16 protein-coding genes and 2 pseudogenes are annotated in these 14,338 nt (G+C 63.6%); 9 read left to right on the top strand and 9 right to left on the bottom strand.

Features of this window, described 5'->3' with window-relative positions:
* Positions 1-128: 128 nt before the first annotated feature.
* On the bottom strand, positions 129-992 hold the full coding sequence (locus ACIPIJ_RS27265) for a universal stress protein (RefSeq protein ID WP_401082917.1): 864 nt from the start codon (positions 990-992) through the stop codon (positions 129-131).
* A 154-nt stretch (positions 993-1,146) separates the two neighbouring features.
* On the opposite strand from ACIPIJ_RS27265, the gene ACIPIJ_RS27260 reads away from it, so the two are divergent.
* The gene (locus ACIPIJ_RS27260) at positions 1,147-1,764 is read left to right on the top strand and encodes a tRNA-(ms[2]io[6]A)-hydroxylase (protein ID WP_401082915.1); all 618 of its coding nucleotides are present in this window, start codon (positions 1,147-1,149) and stop codon (positions 1,762-1,764) included.
* Between the two features lie 34 nt (positions 1,765-1,798).
* Here ACIPIJ_RS27260 and ACIPIJ_RS27255 read toward each other — a convergent pair whose 3' ends face one another.
* Positions 1,799-2,119 (bottom strand): YqjD family protein, encoded by a 321-nt coding sequence (locus ACIPIJ_RS27255; protein WP_401082913.1) that lies wholly within the window; start codon positions 2,117-2,119, stop codon positions 1,799-1,801.
* A 128-nt stretch (positions 2,120-2,247) separates the two neighbouring features.
* Here ACIPIJ_RS27255 and ACIPIJ_RS27250 point away from each other — a divergent pair, with 128 nt between their 5' ends.
* Positions 2,248-2,511: a hypothetical protein gene (locus ACIPIJ_RS27250; RefSeq protein ID WP_401082911.1), complete on the top strand. Its 264-nt coding sequence runs from the start codon at positions 2,248-2,250 to the stop codon at positions 2,509-2,511.
* 12 nt (positions 2,512-2,523) lie between these two features.
* On the opposite strand, the gene ACIPIJ_RS27245 is transcribed toward ACIPIJ_RS27250, so the two are convergent.
* A complete protein-coding gene (locus tag ACIPIJ_RS27245; RefSeq protein ID WP_401082909.1) occupies positions 2,524-3,012 on the bottom strand; it encodes an LEA type 2 family protein in 489 nt (162 codons plus the stop codon).
* Between the two features lie 52 nt (positions 3,013-3,064).
* Here ACIPIJ_RS27245 and ACIPIJ_RS27240 point away from each other — a divergent pair.
* A pseudogene (locus ACIPIJ_RS27240) lies at positions 3,065-3,283 on the top strand (hypothetical protein); the annotation flags it as partial.
* Here the strand turns inward: ACIPIJ_RS27240 and ACIPIJ_RS27235 are convergent.
* Positions 3,273-4,169 carry a LysR family transcriptional regulator gene (locus ACIPIJ_RS27235; RefSeq protein WP_401082908.1) on the bottom strand — a complete coding sequence of 299 codons (897 nt, stop codon included), beginning with the start codon at positions 4,167-4,169 and terminating at the stop codon, positions 3,273-3,275. The pseudogene ACIPIJ_RS27240 and the gene ACIPIJ_RS27235 overlap by 11 nt on opposite strands.
* Before the next feature lie 102 nt (positions 4,170-4,271).
* On the opposite strand from ACIPIJ_RS27235, the gene ACIPIJ_RS27230 reads away from it, so the two are divergent.
* From ACIPIJ_RS27230 to ACIPIJ_RS27205, 6 genes and pseudogenes are all read left to right on the top strand, one after another.
* The gene (locus ACIPIJ_RS27230) at positions 4,272-5,351 is read left to right on the top strand and encodes an extracellular solute-binding protein (RefSeq protein WP_401082906.1); all 1,080 of its coding nucleotides are present in this window, start codon (positions 4,272-4,274) and stop codon (positions 5,349-5,351) included.
* Positions 5,352-5,376: 25 nt separating this feature from the next.
* Positions 5,377-6,342 (top strand): agmatinase, encoded by a 966-nt coding sequence (gene speB / locus ACIPIJ_RS27225; protein ID WP_401082904.1) that lies wholly within the window; start codon positions 5,377-5,379, stop codon positions 6,340-6,342.
* A gap of 135 nt (positions 6,343-6,477) precedes the next feature.
* Positions 6,478-6,795: a hypothetical protein gene (locus tag ACIPIJ_RS27220; RefSeq protein WP_401082901.1), complete on the top strand. Its 318-nt coding sequence runs from the start codon at positions 6,478-6,480 to the stop codon at positions 6,793-6,795.
* Positions 6,796-6,819: 24 nt separating this feature from the next.
* Entirely contained in the window at positions 6,820-7,968 is a 1,149-nt protein-coding gene (locus ACIPIJ_RS27215) for a PQQ-dependent sugar dehydrogenase (RefSeq protein ID WP_401082899.1), read from the top strand.
* Positions 7,969-8,038: 70 nt separating this feature from the next.
* Positions 8,039-9,143 (top strand): annotated as a pseudogene (gene zapE / locus ACIPIJ_RS27210) (cell division protein ZapE).
* Between the two features lie 12 nt (positions 9,144-9,155).
* The gene (locus ACIPIJ_RS27205) at positions 9,156-9,737 is read left to right on the top strand and encodes a DinB family protein (RefSeq protein ID WP_401082896.1); all 582 of its coding nucleotides are present in this window, start codon (positions 9,156-9,158) and stop codon (positions 9,735-9,737) included.
* A 48-nt stretch (positions 9,738-9,785) separates the two neighbouring features.
* Here ACIPIJ_RS27205 and ACIPIJ_RS27200 read toward each other — a convergent pair whose 3' ends face one another.
* The 5 genes from ACIPIJ_RS27200 to ACIPIJ_RS27180 all read right to left on the bottom strand — a co-directional run bounded on the left by ACIPIJ_RS27200 (position 9,786) and on the right by ACIPIJ_RS27180 (position 14,294).
* The gene (locus ACIPIJ_RS27200; protein ID WP_401082893.1) at positions 9,786-10,784 is read right to left on the bottom strand and encodes an alpha/beta fold hydrolase; all 999 of its coding nucleotides are present in this window, start codon (positions 10,782-10,784) and stop codon (positions 9,786-9,788) included.
* Between the two features lie 75 nt (positions 10,785-10,859).
* A complete protein-coding gene (locus ACIPIJ_RS27195; protein ID WP_401082890.1) occupies positions 10,860-11,297 on the bottom strand; it encodes a YqaA family protein in 438 nt (145 codons plus the stop codon).
* Entirely contained in the window at positions 11,297-11,725 is a 429-nt protein-coding gene (locus ACIPIJ_RS27190; RefSeq protein WP_401082887.1) for a DUF411 domain-containing protein, read from the bottom strand. The genes ACIPIJ_RS27195 and ACIPIJ_RS27190 overlap by 1 nt, the downstream gene beginning before the upstream one ends.
* A 15-nt stretch (positions 11,726-11,740) precedes the next feature.
* Positions 11,741-12,610: a copper resistance protein B gene (locus ACIPIJ_RS27185; RefSeq protein ID WP_401082884.1), complete on the bottom strand. Its 870-nt coding sequence runs from the start codon at positions 12,608-12,610 to the stop codon at positions 11,741-11,743.
* Positions 12,603-14,294 carry a copper resistance system multicopper oxidase gene (locus ACIPIJ_RS27180; RefSeq protein WP_401082881.1) on the bottom strand — a complete coding sequence of 564 codons (1,692 nt, stop codon included), beginning with the start codon at positions 14,292-14,294 and terminating at the stop codon, positions 12,603-12,605. Before ACIPIJ_RS27180 ends, ACIPIJ_RS27185 begins: the two co-directional genes overlap by 8 nt.
* Between the last annotated feature and the right edge of the window lie 44 nt (positions 14,295-14,338).

Raw genomic sequence — 14,338 nt, 5'->3', positions numbered from 1 at the left:
TAGTGAAACGATGCATCGCCGATGGTAGTGTGGGGTTTCCCCATGTGAGAGTAGGTCATCGTCAAGATTCATTTCGCAAAACCCCTATCTGCGCATGCAGGTAGGGGTTTTGTCTTTTCAGGCCAGCTTCAACCGCGGGCTAGTTCCGCCAGATGCGCGGTGGTTTCTTCGCTTTTGAGCACCAACACATCGCCTTTCAGCGAATCGAGCACCACTTCGCAAGTATTGCCAATCAATGCCCCAGAGATACCTGTGCGCGCGACAGTGCCAATCACCGTGACCACCGCATCCAGTTTCATCTCCAAATGAGGAATCAGCACATCGGCCGGCCCCTCTTCGACATGTAAGCGGTCTTCACTGATGCCGTACTCCGCCTGGAATTTACTGCAAGCTTCCCGATATCGTTTATCGAGGGTCTCGCTGAGTTGATACACAGGGTCCGACGCCGCCAACATAGGGGAGGGATGGGCAGTGATGACGTGTAGTTGGCCTTTAGCCAGGCCTGCAATCGCATACCCATGATCGATAATGTCCGCATGCAGCCTGCGATGATCGTCATCTTGATTGCCGACATCCACGGCAGCGAGTATGACTCCACCTGTCCACGCCCGCTCGCTCTTGACCATTAGTACCGCACAAGGGCAAAAGCGCAGCAGTTTCCAGTCGCTGGGCGTGAGCAGTGCCTTTTTCAGAGGGTTGTCCGGCCGGTGCTCCTTGATCACCAGCTCACAACCTTCTGCCTCCTGCACCTTGATGATGGATTCGTGCAATGTGTCATGCCAGGCTTGCTCATGCGTGACGTTGTCATAGCCGTCATCGTGCAACTGGCTACTCAAAAGGCTGAGCAGTGCACTGTGATCTTGCCTCTTGTCGCACATCAGCAAATGCAGACGGGCCCCCGTCACGCCCGCAATCAGCTTGGCGCGGGTCAATGCACGGCTATGGGCATGTTCAGGATCGAGGACGACGAGAATGCTACGGACAGCTTGCATGGGCGTGAACTCCGTTCAATGGTAGCGGCCAATGCCAGACTATAGTCGGCGCCCCTTGCGTCGCCGCTTGATGTACATCAAGCATAGTCACTGGCGCTTGCTGTTGCCGCCGGTATAATCGCCCGTCCTGTCTGTTCTGTGTGGTTGCACGTTTATGTCCCTGATCCCCGAAATCGATGCTTTCCTCGGTTGTCCCACCCCAGACGCCTGGATCGAAGCGGCGCTCGCCGACCAGGAAACGTTGCTGATCGACCACAAGAACTGCGAGTTCAAGGCCGCCAGCACGGCGCTGAGCCTGATCGCCAAGTACAACACCCATCTGGACCTGATCAACATGATGTCGCGCCTGGCCCGCGAAGAGCTGGTGCATCACGAGCAGGTATTGCGCCTGATGAAGCGCCGAGGTGTGCCGTTGCGGCCGGTTTCGGCAGGGCGCTACGCATCAGGCTTGCGCCGCCTGGTGCGAGCCCATGAGCCGGTCAAGCTGGTGGATACCTTAGTCGTTGGGGCGTTTATCGAGGCGCGTAGCTGCGAGCGCTTTGCAGCCTTGGTGCCTCACCTGGATGAGGAACTTGGTACCTTCTACCACGGCCTGCTGAAAAGTGAGGCGCGCCACTATCAGGGTTACCTGAAGCTTGCTCATCAGTACGGGGATGAAGCGGATATTGCCAAGCGGGTGCTGCTGGTGCGCGAAGCTGAAGCTGAACTGATCCAGTCTGCGGATCAGGAACTGCGTTTCCACAGCGGTATTCCGATGGCGCAGGCCGCCTGAATCGCATCAGGCGGCACCACGCCGGGCAACTGCTTCAGTTGCGGCGGCCCAGCAACAGGCCGATTACCAGGCCAAAGCCTGCGGAAACTGCAACCGTCTGCCACGGATGGCCGCCGATGTAGTCCTGGGTAGCGTCCACTACCGGTTGCGCCTTGGCGCGCACCTGGCCGGCCGCCTCTCGTGCCTGGCGAAGTTTGAGGCTGACCTGCGCGCGTAGGGTATCGGCTTCCTCGCCAACCAGTGAAGCGCTGTCGTTGAGCAACTTTTCCGACTCTTCAATCAATGCCTGCAGCTCACTGAATACCTGATCCTTGATCTGTTCGCTGTTGGCTGCAATAGCCGTTTTTCGGGCCATGAACACGTCCTCGTCGATGGGGGTGGTTAAGCAATGGATGCCGGCAGGCCGGGAAAGTTGCGCTGGCTTACCGATCAAGCGGCGCTACGGTGTAAGATAGCGGCCATTTTCAACAGGTGGGTACCTTCATGAGTTTCAATCTGGCCAACAGGAGCTTCCAGGAACGGGCGCAGATCGAGGCGGAAAAGGCCCGGCTGTTCGAAATGTGGCAGAACAACCTCGGCAAGGCCAAAGGTGAGGCCGCCCGACTGATCTCGGAAAAACCACGCCGCAAGGGCAAGTGGGCCGAATGGGTGCGTGCCGAACTGGAAGGCATGTCGCCGCCCGAGTACGCCGGCATGGTGCGCAGTGAAGTCAACAAGATGATGGCTGCCGCCAGCGCCAATCGCTGACGTATACCCCACTCACCAACTCAGGCTAGCGCCCTTGGGCAGGTCGAGCTTGCCCTCATCGGTGAAGCGCACGGTACTCAATGGCCCGCTGGCCAGCTTGCCACGCAGCACATAGGGCATCCCCTGCAGCGAGTCGAGCTTGCCCAGGCCATAGGCCTGGCGCAGGAAGGCGAACGCGGTAATGCTGACCGGCACCACGACGACCGTTTCGCCGTAACGCCCGATATGCCCCTGCTGGTCGCTGACCCCAGAGGCCAGCGGCTGGCCGTTGACCTCGAGATTCAGCGCAATACCGTTGTAATCGACTGGGGCCTCATTGGGGTTCTGCACGCGCATCTTCACCGCCATACGCATTTCCAACGCCTGACCCGCAAGCGGCTCGATGCCGATCACGCTGATGTTCAGCGGGTCGCGGGGCTGCAAAAACGCACAGGCATTGAGCCCACCCGCCATCAGTAAAAGCAGTAACAGACGAGCGCAGCGGTGCAAACGGGCAGTCATGGCAATGGACCTCACCAACAGGATCTGTCCTGCAGTGTGGCAAATGCACGGTAGCGTTGAAAGTGGCGGCCTGGAAATGGACAAGCAGAGCAAGGCCCCACGCTATCCCAGCTAACGGGTCGATGGTGTCTCGGTCTATGCCCAGCTGGACTGGCATGCCACCGACAACCTGACGCTATCGGGCAGTGCGCGTCGCCAGTAGATGGACGTGGATGTCAGCGATTTCAAGGGCGTGCCCGGCGGCAGCAATGACCACCAGGTCAACCTGTACAAAACACCGCCAGCAAATCCTCCGCAAACGCCCGCTGAGCTTCCCCAGGGGCTTGCGCCCTATGCCTGGCCAGGGTAAACGGCACCACGAAGTCCAACGCGGTATCCAGTGCCTTCAACAACCCTTGGCGTTCCCAGCCCGCAGCGCAGTGGCACGGCAGGTAACCCACATGCCGCCCCGACAGAATGAACGTCAGCACGCTCTCGATCTGTTCTGCAACCGCCATGCTGCGCCGGCTCTGGAACGGTTCGCCGCCTTTGAGAAAACGATAGGGATGGCGCACCTGATCTGCCTCGAGCAACTGCTCGCGCGTCACGTGGAGCGTGTCGAACAAGGGGTGGCCCTGGCCGCAGTACAACCGCTGGCGTTCCTCGAACAGGGGCTGGTAATCGAACGCTGCCTGGTTGCCGGAAAAATAGCTGATGGCGTAATCCAACCGCTGCTCCAGCAGCAGCCGCTCCAGCTCCGCCGGTGGTGCGCTGATCAATTCTATTTGCACCGACTCTTCTCGCTCGCGAAAACGCGAAACGGCTGACGCCAGTCGCAGGCTCACGGCTGGATCCTGGTTCTCCGCCATGCCCACCCGCACGCTGCCCAGCAAGCGTCCACCCACGCCGTTGGCCTGCTGGCGAAACTGCTCGATATTCACCAGCAACTCCCGCGTCGCCTCCAGCAGCAGCTCGCCCTTTTCGGTAAGGCGAAAGCCGCGTTTGCCCCGGCTGCACAGGCGATAGCCCAGGCGAGCTTCCAATTGCGCCATGCGTTGGCTGATGGTGGGCTGGCTCAAGCCCGAGACGCCCTGGGCGGCGCTGAAGCCGCCAGCCTCGACTACAGTGACGAACAGCCGCAACAGATGCAGGTCAGGGTCGTGCAGTTGTCCGAGCATCACATTGCTCCTGATGAATGTCAGCTTTTCAAACTTGGCATTCTTGCAATGTAACCCGGCTGGCATGCTGGCGGCATCCACCCATTAGCCGAGGTGTCCGTCATGCGTCGATCGCTGTGTCTGCTGTCCCTGTTCCTGGCCTTGCCCCTGCAGGCCGAAGAAAAGGTGGTCAACCTCTACAGCTGGGCGGATTACGTCGCCCCGGAAACCTTGCAGCGCTTCGAGAAGGAAACCGGCTACAAGGTGCGCTACGACACCTTCGACACCACAGAAGTACTGGAAACCAAGCTGCTGACCGGCCGCAGTGGCTATGACGTGGTGGTGCCGTCGTCCACCGTGCTGGCGCGAGCGCTTAAGGCCAATGCCCTGCAGCCCCTGGATGCGCAGGCCATGCCCGGCTACGCCAACCTCGACCCGGACCTGCTAGCCAAGCTGGCCGAAGCTGACCCCGGCAATCGCTATGCCGTGCCTTACACCTGGGGCACGCTGGGCCTTGGGGTGAATGTCGAGGCCGTGCGCCAACGTCTGGGCGATGTGCCGCTGGACAGCCTGGACCTGCTGTTCAAGCCCGAATACGCCAGCCGGTTGAAAGCGTGCGGCATTGCCATGCCCGATTCACCTCAGGAGGTGATCGGCGTAGCCCTGAACTACCTGGGCAAAGACCCTTACAGCCAGGACAAGGCAGACCTTGCGGCCGCGCAGAGCCTGCTGAAAAATTTGCAACCGTCGATCAGCTACGTCGCCAATGGCCGGCAGATCAACGACCTGGCCAACGGCAGCGTGTGCCTGGCGCTGACCTACAACGGTGATGCCGCCATGGCCGCCGATCAGGCTCGCCGCGCCGGCAAGCCGTTCGAGCTGATCTACCGCATTCCACGTGAAGGCACGCTGGTCTGGCAGGACAACCTGGTCATCCCCAAGGATGCGCCGCACCCGGAAGCCGCCCGGGCGTTCATCGCCTTCATGCTGAAACCGGAGTCGGTCGCCGCGCTGACCAACACGCTGTTCTTCGCCAACGCCAACCAGGCGGCCACACCGCTGGTCGACGCTGCCGTGCGCAATGACCCGGATATCTACCCACCCGCCAATGTGCGAGCCCGCCTGTTTGCCGACCGCAGCATGGCGTTGTCCGACCTGCGCCAGCGCAACCGCCTGTGGACGGCTTTCCGCACGCGTCAGTAACCCATAACCCAAAAGGAGCCCGACCGTGGAGCAAGCCCACAATAACGACCAGGCGATGACCCGTGCCAGCCTGTATGGCACCGCCGCTGAAAGCACCTACGCCGGTATCACCAGTTTCTCTCGCCGGCGCTACAGCCGCGACCTGCGTGGGGTGGATGTGGTGGTCAGTGGTGTGCCGTTCGACACTGCCACCAGCAACCGCCCAGGCGCGCGCTTCGGGCCTCGGGCGATTCGCGCCGCCTCGGTGCAACAGGCCTGGGCGCGCCACTGGCCGTGGGCGTTCGACCCGTTCGAGCACCTGGCGGTCATCGACTACGGCGATTGCGCGTTCGACAGCGGTACACCGCAGTCGGTCCCGGACAGCATCGAGGCCCATGCCACGCACATTCTCGAAGCGGGTTGCGCCATGCTCACCCTGGGCGGCGACCATTTCATCAGTTACCCACTGCTCAAGGCTCACGCCCGGCGTCACGGCCCGCTGGCACTGATCCATTTCGATGCGCACAGCGACACCTGGCCGGACGAGGAGGGCAAGCGCATCGACCACGGCACCATGTTCTGGCACGCCGCGCGCGAAGGCCTGGTGGACCCGTCCTGTTCCGTGCAGATCGGGCTGCGTACCACCAATGACGACAGCCAGGGTTTTGCCATCGTCGATGCCCGGCAGGTGCACCGCCAGGGTAGCGAAGCCGTGATCGCGGCGATCCGCCAGCGGGTCGGCGAGCGGCCGGTGTACCTGACCTTCGACATCGACTGCCTCGACCCGGCCTACGCGCCCGGCACCGGCACGCCTGTGTGTGGGGGGCTGACGACGGTGCAGGCGCTGGAGATCCTCGGTGGTCTGCGCGGCATCAACCTGGTGGGCATGGACCTGGTAGAGGTGGCGCCGGCCTATGACCATGCGGATATCACCGCACTGGCTGGCGCAACCCTGGCCATGGAGATGCTCTGCCTGTATGCGGCACGGCACAAGGTCGATTGCCCCGGCTGATCAATGGGGCCGGGCAGTGGCCCCCAAAGGTTCATACTGAAACATCACGTATCGCATTCACACTTTTGCCGCGAACCCCTCGCGCCTTAGGCTATCCAACGCACAAGGCGCGCCTTTTCGTACATGAGGTGAAGCATGAATCTGACATTGCCAACCCTGGCCATCGGCCTGTTGCTGTGCCTGTCCGCACAGGCGACGCCGCTGCAGCCGCTGCAGCTTGCCGCCAGCAACAACAACCCCTACAACAGCCCGATCCAGCGCGCCAACCCCAACAGCCGCCAGGGCAGCATGCAGGCCGCGCCGCCGGTGCGTGGCCCTTCCACTGTGCCCATTCAGCGCACACCGTCCCTGGACAACCGCGGTATCGGTAATGGCGACAACCTGCGCCGCCAGCAGCAGACCCCCAACCTGGAACCCACCCGGCCACCGCGTGATACCCAGCGTGCGCCCTGAGCCCCTCATCGAAAGGAATCCTGCATGACCCGAGCTACCTGGCTGACCACGCTTACCGCCGCCACCCTGCTGCCGCTGTTGGCGCATGCCGCGGCCGAGCAGCAGTTCCCAACCGAAGAAGGGCAGATTACCGTCAGCACCGTGGCTGATGGCCTGCGCAACCCATGGGCGCTTGCGTTCCTGCCGGGCGGCAAGGACATGCTGGTCACTGAGCGCCCAGGCAACCTGCGTCTGGTCAGTGCCGAAGGCAAGGTCGGCGCCCCCATCAGCGGCGTGCCCAAGGTCTGGGCCGAGGGCCAGGGCGGCCTGCTCGACGTGGTGCTGTCGCCCGAGTTCGCCAAGGACCGTACGGTGTATCTGTCTTACGCCGAGGAGGGCAGCGATGGCAAGGCCGGCACGGCGGTCGGCCGTGGGCAGCTGTCGGAGGACCGCGCCCGGCTGGAGAACTTCAACGTGATCTTCCGCCAGCAGCCCAAGCTGTCGGTCGGCAACCACTTCGGCTCGCGGCTGGTGTTCGACCGTAACGGCTACCTGTTCATCGCCCTGGGCGAGAACAACCAGCGCCCGACAGCGCAGGACCTGGACAAGCTGCAGGGCAAGATCGCGCGGATCTTGCCCGACGGTGAAGTCCCTAAGGACAACCCCTTCGTCGGCAAGGACAACGTGCGCCCGGAAATCTGGTCGTTCGGCCACCGCAACCAGCAGGGTGCAGCACTCAACCCCTGGACTGGCAAGCTCTGGACCCACGAGCATGGCCCGCGCGGCGGCGACGAGATCAACATCCCGCAAGCCGGCAAGAACTATGGCTGGCCGGTTGCCACGCACGGCATCAACTACTCGCTGCTGCCGATCCCCGAGGCCAAGGGCAAGCAGGTCGATGGCATGGTCGGCCCGCACCATGTATGGGAAAAATCCCCAGGCATCAGCGGCATGGCGTTCTATGACAGCCCGACCTTCAAGGCCTGGGATCACAACCTGTTCATTGGCGCGCTGGCGACCCAGGAGCTCATCCGCCTGCAGCTCGATGGCGACAAGATCGTCCATGAGGAGCGTTTGCTGGGGGACTTGAAGGCGCGAATTCGCGATGTGCGGGTCGGGCCCGACGGTTACCTGTATGTGCTGACCGACGACAAGGATGGCACGTTGCTGAAAGTGGGCCTGAGCGAGGGCTGAGCCGAGTTCTTGCCTGCACTGGCCCTTTCGCCGGCTTGCCGGCGAAGGGGCCCTTTGAAGATAATGGCGCATGACGCACGACCCCAGATCGCTATACAACAAGGCCCTTGCTGATCAAGGCTATGTCCCCGACCCGGCGCAAGCCGGGGCCGTCACTGCGTTGCAAGCCTGCTTCGAGGCCGTCGCGCTGCAGCCCGGCCCAGGGGATCTACCTGTGGGGCCCGGTCGGCCGCGGCAAGACCTGGCTCATGGACCTGTTCTACCGCTGCCTGAGCATTCCTGCCCGGCGCCAGCATTTCCACTCGTTCATGGCCTGGGTGCACCAGCGCCTGTTCCAGCTCAACGGCACCGCTGACCCACTGCAAGCCCTGGCCGGGGAGCTAGCCGGGCAAATCCGCGTGCTGTGCTTCGACGAACTGTTCGTCAGCGACATCGGTGATGCGATCATCCTCGGCCGCCTGTTCCAGGTGCTGTTCAAGCACGGCGTGGTGGTGGTGGCCACGTCCAATCAGCCGCCGCAGCAGCTGTACCGCGATGGTTTCAACCGCGAGCGTTTCCTGCCGGCCATCAGTGCCATCGAACGGCACATGCAGGTGCTGTCGGTGGCAGGCGAGCAAGACCATCGTCTGCACCCGGGGGCTGCATGCCAGCGCTACTGGGTCGCCGAGGCGGGCAAGGCCGGCGCGCTGGAAGCTGTGTTCCAGCAACTCAGCGCGGATCACCCAGGCAGCGCACAGCCACTGTCGATCGGTTCACGGCAGATCAAGGTGGTCCGGCACAGCGAACAGGCGCTCTGGTGCCGTTTCACCGACCTCTGCGAGCAGCCTTTGGCCGCTATGGAATTCATGGCCCTGTGTGACCGTTTCCCGGCAATCCTGGTGGAGGGCATACCGGCGCTGAGCGGTGAGCAGCGCGCCGGCCGTATCGCCCGTGGTACCGAGGACGGTGCAGCGCAGGTCGAGGCGGGTGATCGTCAGTTGCCGGCGTTGTCACCCAAGGATGACGCCGTGCGCCGCTTCATCGCCCTGGTCGATGAATGCTACGACCGCAGGGTGGCGCTGTACCTGGAAGCGCAGGTACCGCTCGAAGCGCTCTACACTCAAGGGTATCTGGCGTTCCCGTACCAACGGACCTTGAGCCGGCTACGGGAGATGCAACTGCAACGCTTCGCCTGAAGGAGCCGACCCATGGAGCCGCTGTCGCATCATCTGCTGACCCAGGCCTACAACAATGGCTGGGCCAACCACCGCCTGTACAAGGCCTGCCTGCAACTGACCCAGGACGAGTTCGTCGCCCCTCGTTGCAGTTTCTTCCCGTCGATCAAGGCCACCCTCAACCATCTGTTGACGGTGGACTGGTTCTACCTGCACATGCTTGAGTGCGAACAGCGCGGCGCCGCGCCGGAGCCCGATGGCGAGCGGTTCTTCGAGCCAGAACAACCGTATGCCACCTGTACCGACCTGCATGCCCAGCAAGCCCAGGCTGACCGGCGGCTGATCGCTTATTGCAATGGGTTGCATGATGACCAGCTGGCCCGCTACGTCTGCATCGTGCGGCCCGACCGGGTGCAGCGCGAACAGCGCCTGCGCCTGCTGGCGCACCTGTTCGAGCACCAGATTCATCATCGCGGGCAAGTGCATGCGATGCTCAGTGACACGGCGGTGCGGCCGCCGCAGCTCGATGAATTCTTCTGCGAGGAAGAGGCCGAATTGCGCGAGGACGACTTTGCCGAACTGGGCTGGACCGAAGGCCAAGTCTGGAAGGGCTAGGGGCTGCTTTGCAGCCCATTCACGGGGCGCGAAGCGCCCCGTTACGATTTACTGCGCCAGCCACTCGATCAGCGTCTTGTTGAAGCGCCGTGGCTCTTCGATCTGCGGCGCATGCCCCATACCCTCGAAGGTCATCAGCTCACCGTGTGGAATCAGCTTGGCCACCTGCGGGCCGAGTTCCTTGTAATGACCCAACCGCGCCTTGACCTCCGGCGGGGCGATGTCGCTGCCGATGGCGGTGGTGTCCTGATCACCGATCAACAGCAAGGTCGGCATCTTCAGATCCTTGAACTCGTGGTACACCGGCTGGGTGAAGATCATGTCGTAGATCAGCGCCGAGTTCCACGCCACGGCTTCATGCCCAGGGCCCTTGTTCAGCCCCACCAGCATCTGCACCCAGCGCTCGTACTCGGGCTTCCAGCGCCCCGCGTAATAGGTCTTGCGTTCATACTCGCGCACGCCCTCGGCATCGAGCTTGAGTTCCCGGGCATACCACTGGTCTACCGTGCGGTACGGCACGCCCAGGGCTTTCCAGTCTTCCAGGCCGATCGGGTTGACCATCGCCAGGCGCTCGACCTGCTGCGGGTACATCAGCGCGTAACGGGTGGCGAGCATACCCCCGGTGGAGTGGCCGAGGATGATCGCCTGCTTGATGCCCAATTGGTCCAGCAGGGCGTGGGTGTTGTCAGCCAGCTGCTGGAAGCTGTACTGGTAATGGTCCGGCTTGCTCGACGTGCAGAAGCCGACCTGGTCCGGTGCAATCACGCGGTAGCCCGCCTGGCTCAGGGCGTCGATTGTGGTTTCCCAGGTGGCGGCGCAGAAGTTCTTGCCGTGCATCAGCACCACGCTGCGGCCATTGGCCTGGCCTTTGGCAGGCACGTCCATGTAGCCCATCTGCAGGCGCTGGCCCTGGGACTGAAAGTCGAAATGCTTGAGGGGGTGAGGGTAGCTGAAACCTTCGAGCTGTTTGCCGTAGGTGGGCGGCTCGGCAGCGATGGCCGGGGCGCCGACGAGGCAGGCCAGGGCTAGGGCAGTTGCGCGCAGCATGGGGGCACTCCGTGTAGGGCCATGTAGGAATTGGCGACTTTAGCAGCCAGAGAAGCACCTTAAACGTTAAAGGTGTTACCAGGCATGAAACCAACCCAGGGTGACGATGGCCACGACACTGTAGCGCCCAGCCTTGGCCACGCTCACCAGCAGCATGAAGCGCCAGAACGGTTCACGCATGATCCCGGCGATCAGGGTCAGCGGGTCGCCGATCACCGGCATCCAGCTGAGGAGCAGCGACCATTGCCCCCACCGCTGGTAGCGCCCCTGGGCCCGCTCCAGCTGCGCGTTGCTGAACGGGAACCAGCGTTTGTCGCGCAGGTGCTCGATGGCCCGGCCCAGCAGCCAGTTGACCACCGAACCCAGCACGTTGCCCAAGGTGGCGACCAGTAACAGGGTCAACCAGGCATCGGGTTGGCGCAGCAGCAGCCCGACCAGCACCGCCTCCGATTGCAGCGGCAGCAGGGTGGCGGCACCAAAAGCGCTGAGGAACAGCGCCCAGAAGCTGAGCATCAGTAGTTGGCGACCACGGTGTCCTGGCCATCCTGGGTCACCCCGATGACCGAGTAGGCATCCTTGTGATCACCCATTTCCATGCCTGGCGAACCCATCGGCATGCCCGGCACGGCCAGGCCCTTGAGGTCGCTGCGCTTGGCCAGCAGGCGCACCTGCTCGGCCGGCACATGGCCCTCGACGAACTTGCCGTCGATCACCCCGGTGTGGCACGACGCCAGGCGCGGCGCCACGCCCAGGCGCTGCTTGACGGCGCTCATGTTCGGTTCGACATGGTCAATGACGGTGAAACCGTTGTCGCGCAGGTGGCTGATCCAGGCTTTGCAGCAGCCACAGTTCGGGTCGCGGTAGACATCGATCGTCTCGGCGGCCTGGGCCAGGCTGGTGATGGCCAGCAGGCCGAACGCGATCAGGTGTTTATGCAGCATGGTCGAACCACTCCTCTAGAAACGCAGACGCACACCTGCCACCAGGCGGGTCTGCCCAAGGTCTTCACCGCTTTCACGGGCCTGGTCGGCGCGGTTGCCGTGCAGGCGGTTGAAGCTTACCCCGACATAGGGGGCGAAGCCGCGGGTTATTTCATAACGCAGGCGCAGCCCGACTTCGCTGTCGGCCAGCCCTGCCCCTTGCTCGCGCTGTGCATCGTTGCGGCCGAAGAAATTGGCCTCCAGCGTTGGCTCGAGGATCCAGCGATTGGTCAGCAGCATAGCGTAGGCCGCTTCCAGGCGCAGCGCGGTCTGTTGCCGCTCGCCCGCGTAGGCCGTGGCTTCCAGCTCCAGGCCGTAGAGCGGCGTGCCCTGGAGGCCAAACGCTGCCCAGGCCTGGCCACTGGCGGGCTTGAAATCCTGTCGCAGGCCGCTGACGAGCTCCCACCAGGGGCTGATCGCATGGCCCCACAGCGCCTGCAGTTCGGCCTTGTGGGTCCTGCCTTGTCCCCGCTCGCCTTCGCTGCGCAGCCACAGGCGGTCGATATCGCCGCCGACCCAGGCCGTGGCGTTCCAGTTCAGCGCACTACGGCTTTCGACGTGCTGGTACTCCAGTTGGTCGACAATTACCGCCCAGTTGACCGCGCGATCATGCACCTGATGGCCGGCCACACGTGGGAAGGCGGCCTGACGGTCGGCGTCGGTGATGACTGGCAACGGCGTGCGGGGCTGGCGTGGGGGCACATTGTCGTGGCTCATCTGGCTGTGGTCCATGGACAGGCTACCGTGCCCCATGTGTTCCATGCCCGCGGCCATGGCCCGTTCGCTGGCCAGCAGTGCCAGCAAGGCGACGCCGGCCACCAGGCGGCGGTTGTTGAGCTCACTCATCGACCCGTACCTCGCGGAACATACCCGTCTCCATGTGATAGAGCAGGTGGCAGTGGTAGGCCCAGCGGCCCAGGGCGTCGGCGCTGACGCGATAGCTGCGGCGGCTGCCGGGCGGGATGTCGACGGTGTGCTTGCGCACCATGAAGCGCCCGTGTTCGTCTTCCAGGTCGCTCCACATGCCATGCAGGTGAATGGGGTGGGTCATCATGGTGTCGTTGACCAGGGTGATGCGCACGCGCTCGCCATAGGTCAGGCGCAGCGGCGCGGCATCGCTGAACGTGACCCCGTCGAACGACCAGGCAAAGCGCTCCATGTGCCCGGTCAGGTGCAGTTCGATGTCCCGCGAGGGTTCGCGGCCGTCCGGGTCGGGGTAGGGGCTGCGCAGGTCCGCATAGGTCAGTACCCGGCGGCCGTTGCCGCGCAGGCCGATACCGGGGTCGGCCAGGTTAGGCCGGGGGGCCATGGTCTGCATGTCGACCAGCGGGTTGCCGGTTTCGCTGCCTGGGTGCTGTTGCATGGCCGCCATCGCGGAGTGGTCCATGCCGGCCATATTGCTGTGGTCCATGCCCGCCATACCGCTGTGGCCCATGTCGGCCATGCTCAGCACCGGGCGTGGGTCGGGCGCCGGCACCGGCGCCTGCAAGCCATCGGCGCGTGCCAGCGTGCCGCGGGCATAGCCGCTGCGGTCCATGCTCTGTGCGTAAAGGGTGTAGGCGGGAAGGTCTCCAACGGTGACCAGCACATCGTAGGTTTCGGCCACGGCGATGCGCAGTTCGTCCACGGCCACAGGTGTCACCGGCAGGCCGTCGGCGGCGATCACCGTGAGCTGCAGGCCAGGAATGCGAAAGTCGAAGTAGGTCATGGCCGACGCGTTGATCAGCCGCAGGCGCACGGTCTCGCCGGGCTGGAACAGGCAAGTGAAGTTGCCGTTCGGCGGCTGGCCGTTGAGCAGGTAGGTGTAGCTGGCGGCGCTGATGTCGGCGAGGTCGGTGGGGCTCATGCGCATGCGCGCCCAGCCCAGGCGCTCGTCAACGGTATAACCCCAGCCGTTTTGCGCGACGTCGTCGATGAAGTCGGCAAGCGTGCGCTTGTGGTAGTTGAAGGCGTCGGACTGCTTCTTCAGGGCCGCCAGCAGTGCGTCGGGTGCCTGGTCCGACCAGTCGCTGAACAACAGCACGTGGTCACGCTGGTAGCGGTGCACTTCAGGCTCGCGCGGTTCGATGATAATCGCGCCGTACACCCCAGCCTGCTCCTGCAAGCCTGAATGGCTGTGGTACCAGTAGGTACCGCTCTGGCGCAGGGTGAACTGGTACAGGTAGTCGCCGCCAGGGGGGATGCCGGCAAAGCTCAAGCCGGGTACGCCGTCCATGTTGGCGGGCAGGAGAATGCCGTGCCAGTGGATCGAGGTGTCCTGGGCCAGCCGGTTGCGTACGTGCAGGCTTACCGTATCGCCTTCACGCCAGCGCAGCAGCGGCCCGGGCAGGCTGTTGTTGAGGGTCAGGGCTGTGCGTGGGCGGCCAGTGATATTGACTGGCGTCTGGCCGATGAACAACTCGAAGTGCTGGCCAGTCAGCTCATGGCCTTCGGCGGCGTGCGCCAAGGGGCGCCATAGGCCAAGGCCCGCTAGGGTCGTAGCGGCGCCCAGGCCTTTGACGAAGGTACGGCGGGTGGGGTTGCGCAACATGGCGTGGCCTCTTGCGGGAGAGCCACGATCCTCGCCTGCTGCGC

Origin of the sequence: Pseudomonas sp. NPDC087185 (assembly GCF_044744955.1) — a bacterium.
Taxonomy (GTDB): Bacteria; Pseudomonadota; Gammaproteobacteria; order Pseudomonadales; family Pseudomonadaceae; genus Aquipseudomonas.
The sequence above is the reverse complement of the archived record's forward strand: the minus strand, read 5'-3'. Positions and strand labels throughout refer to the sequence as shown.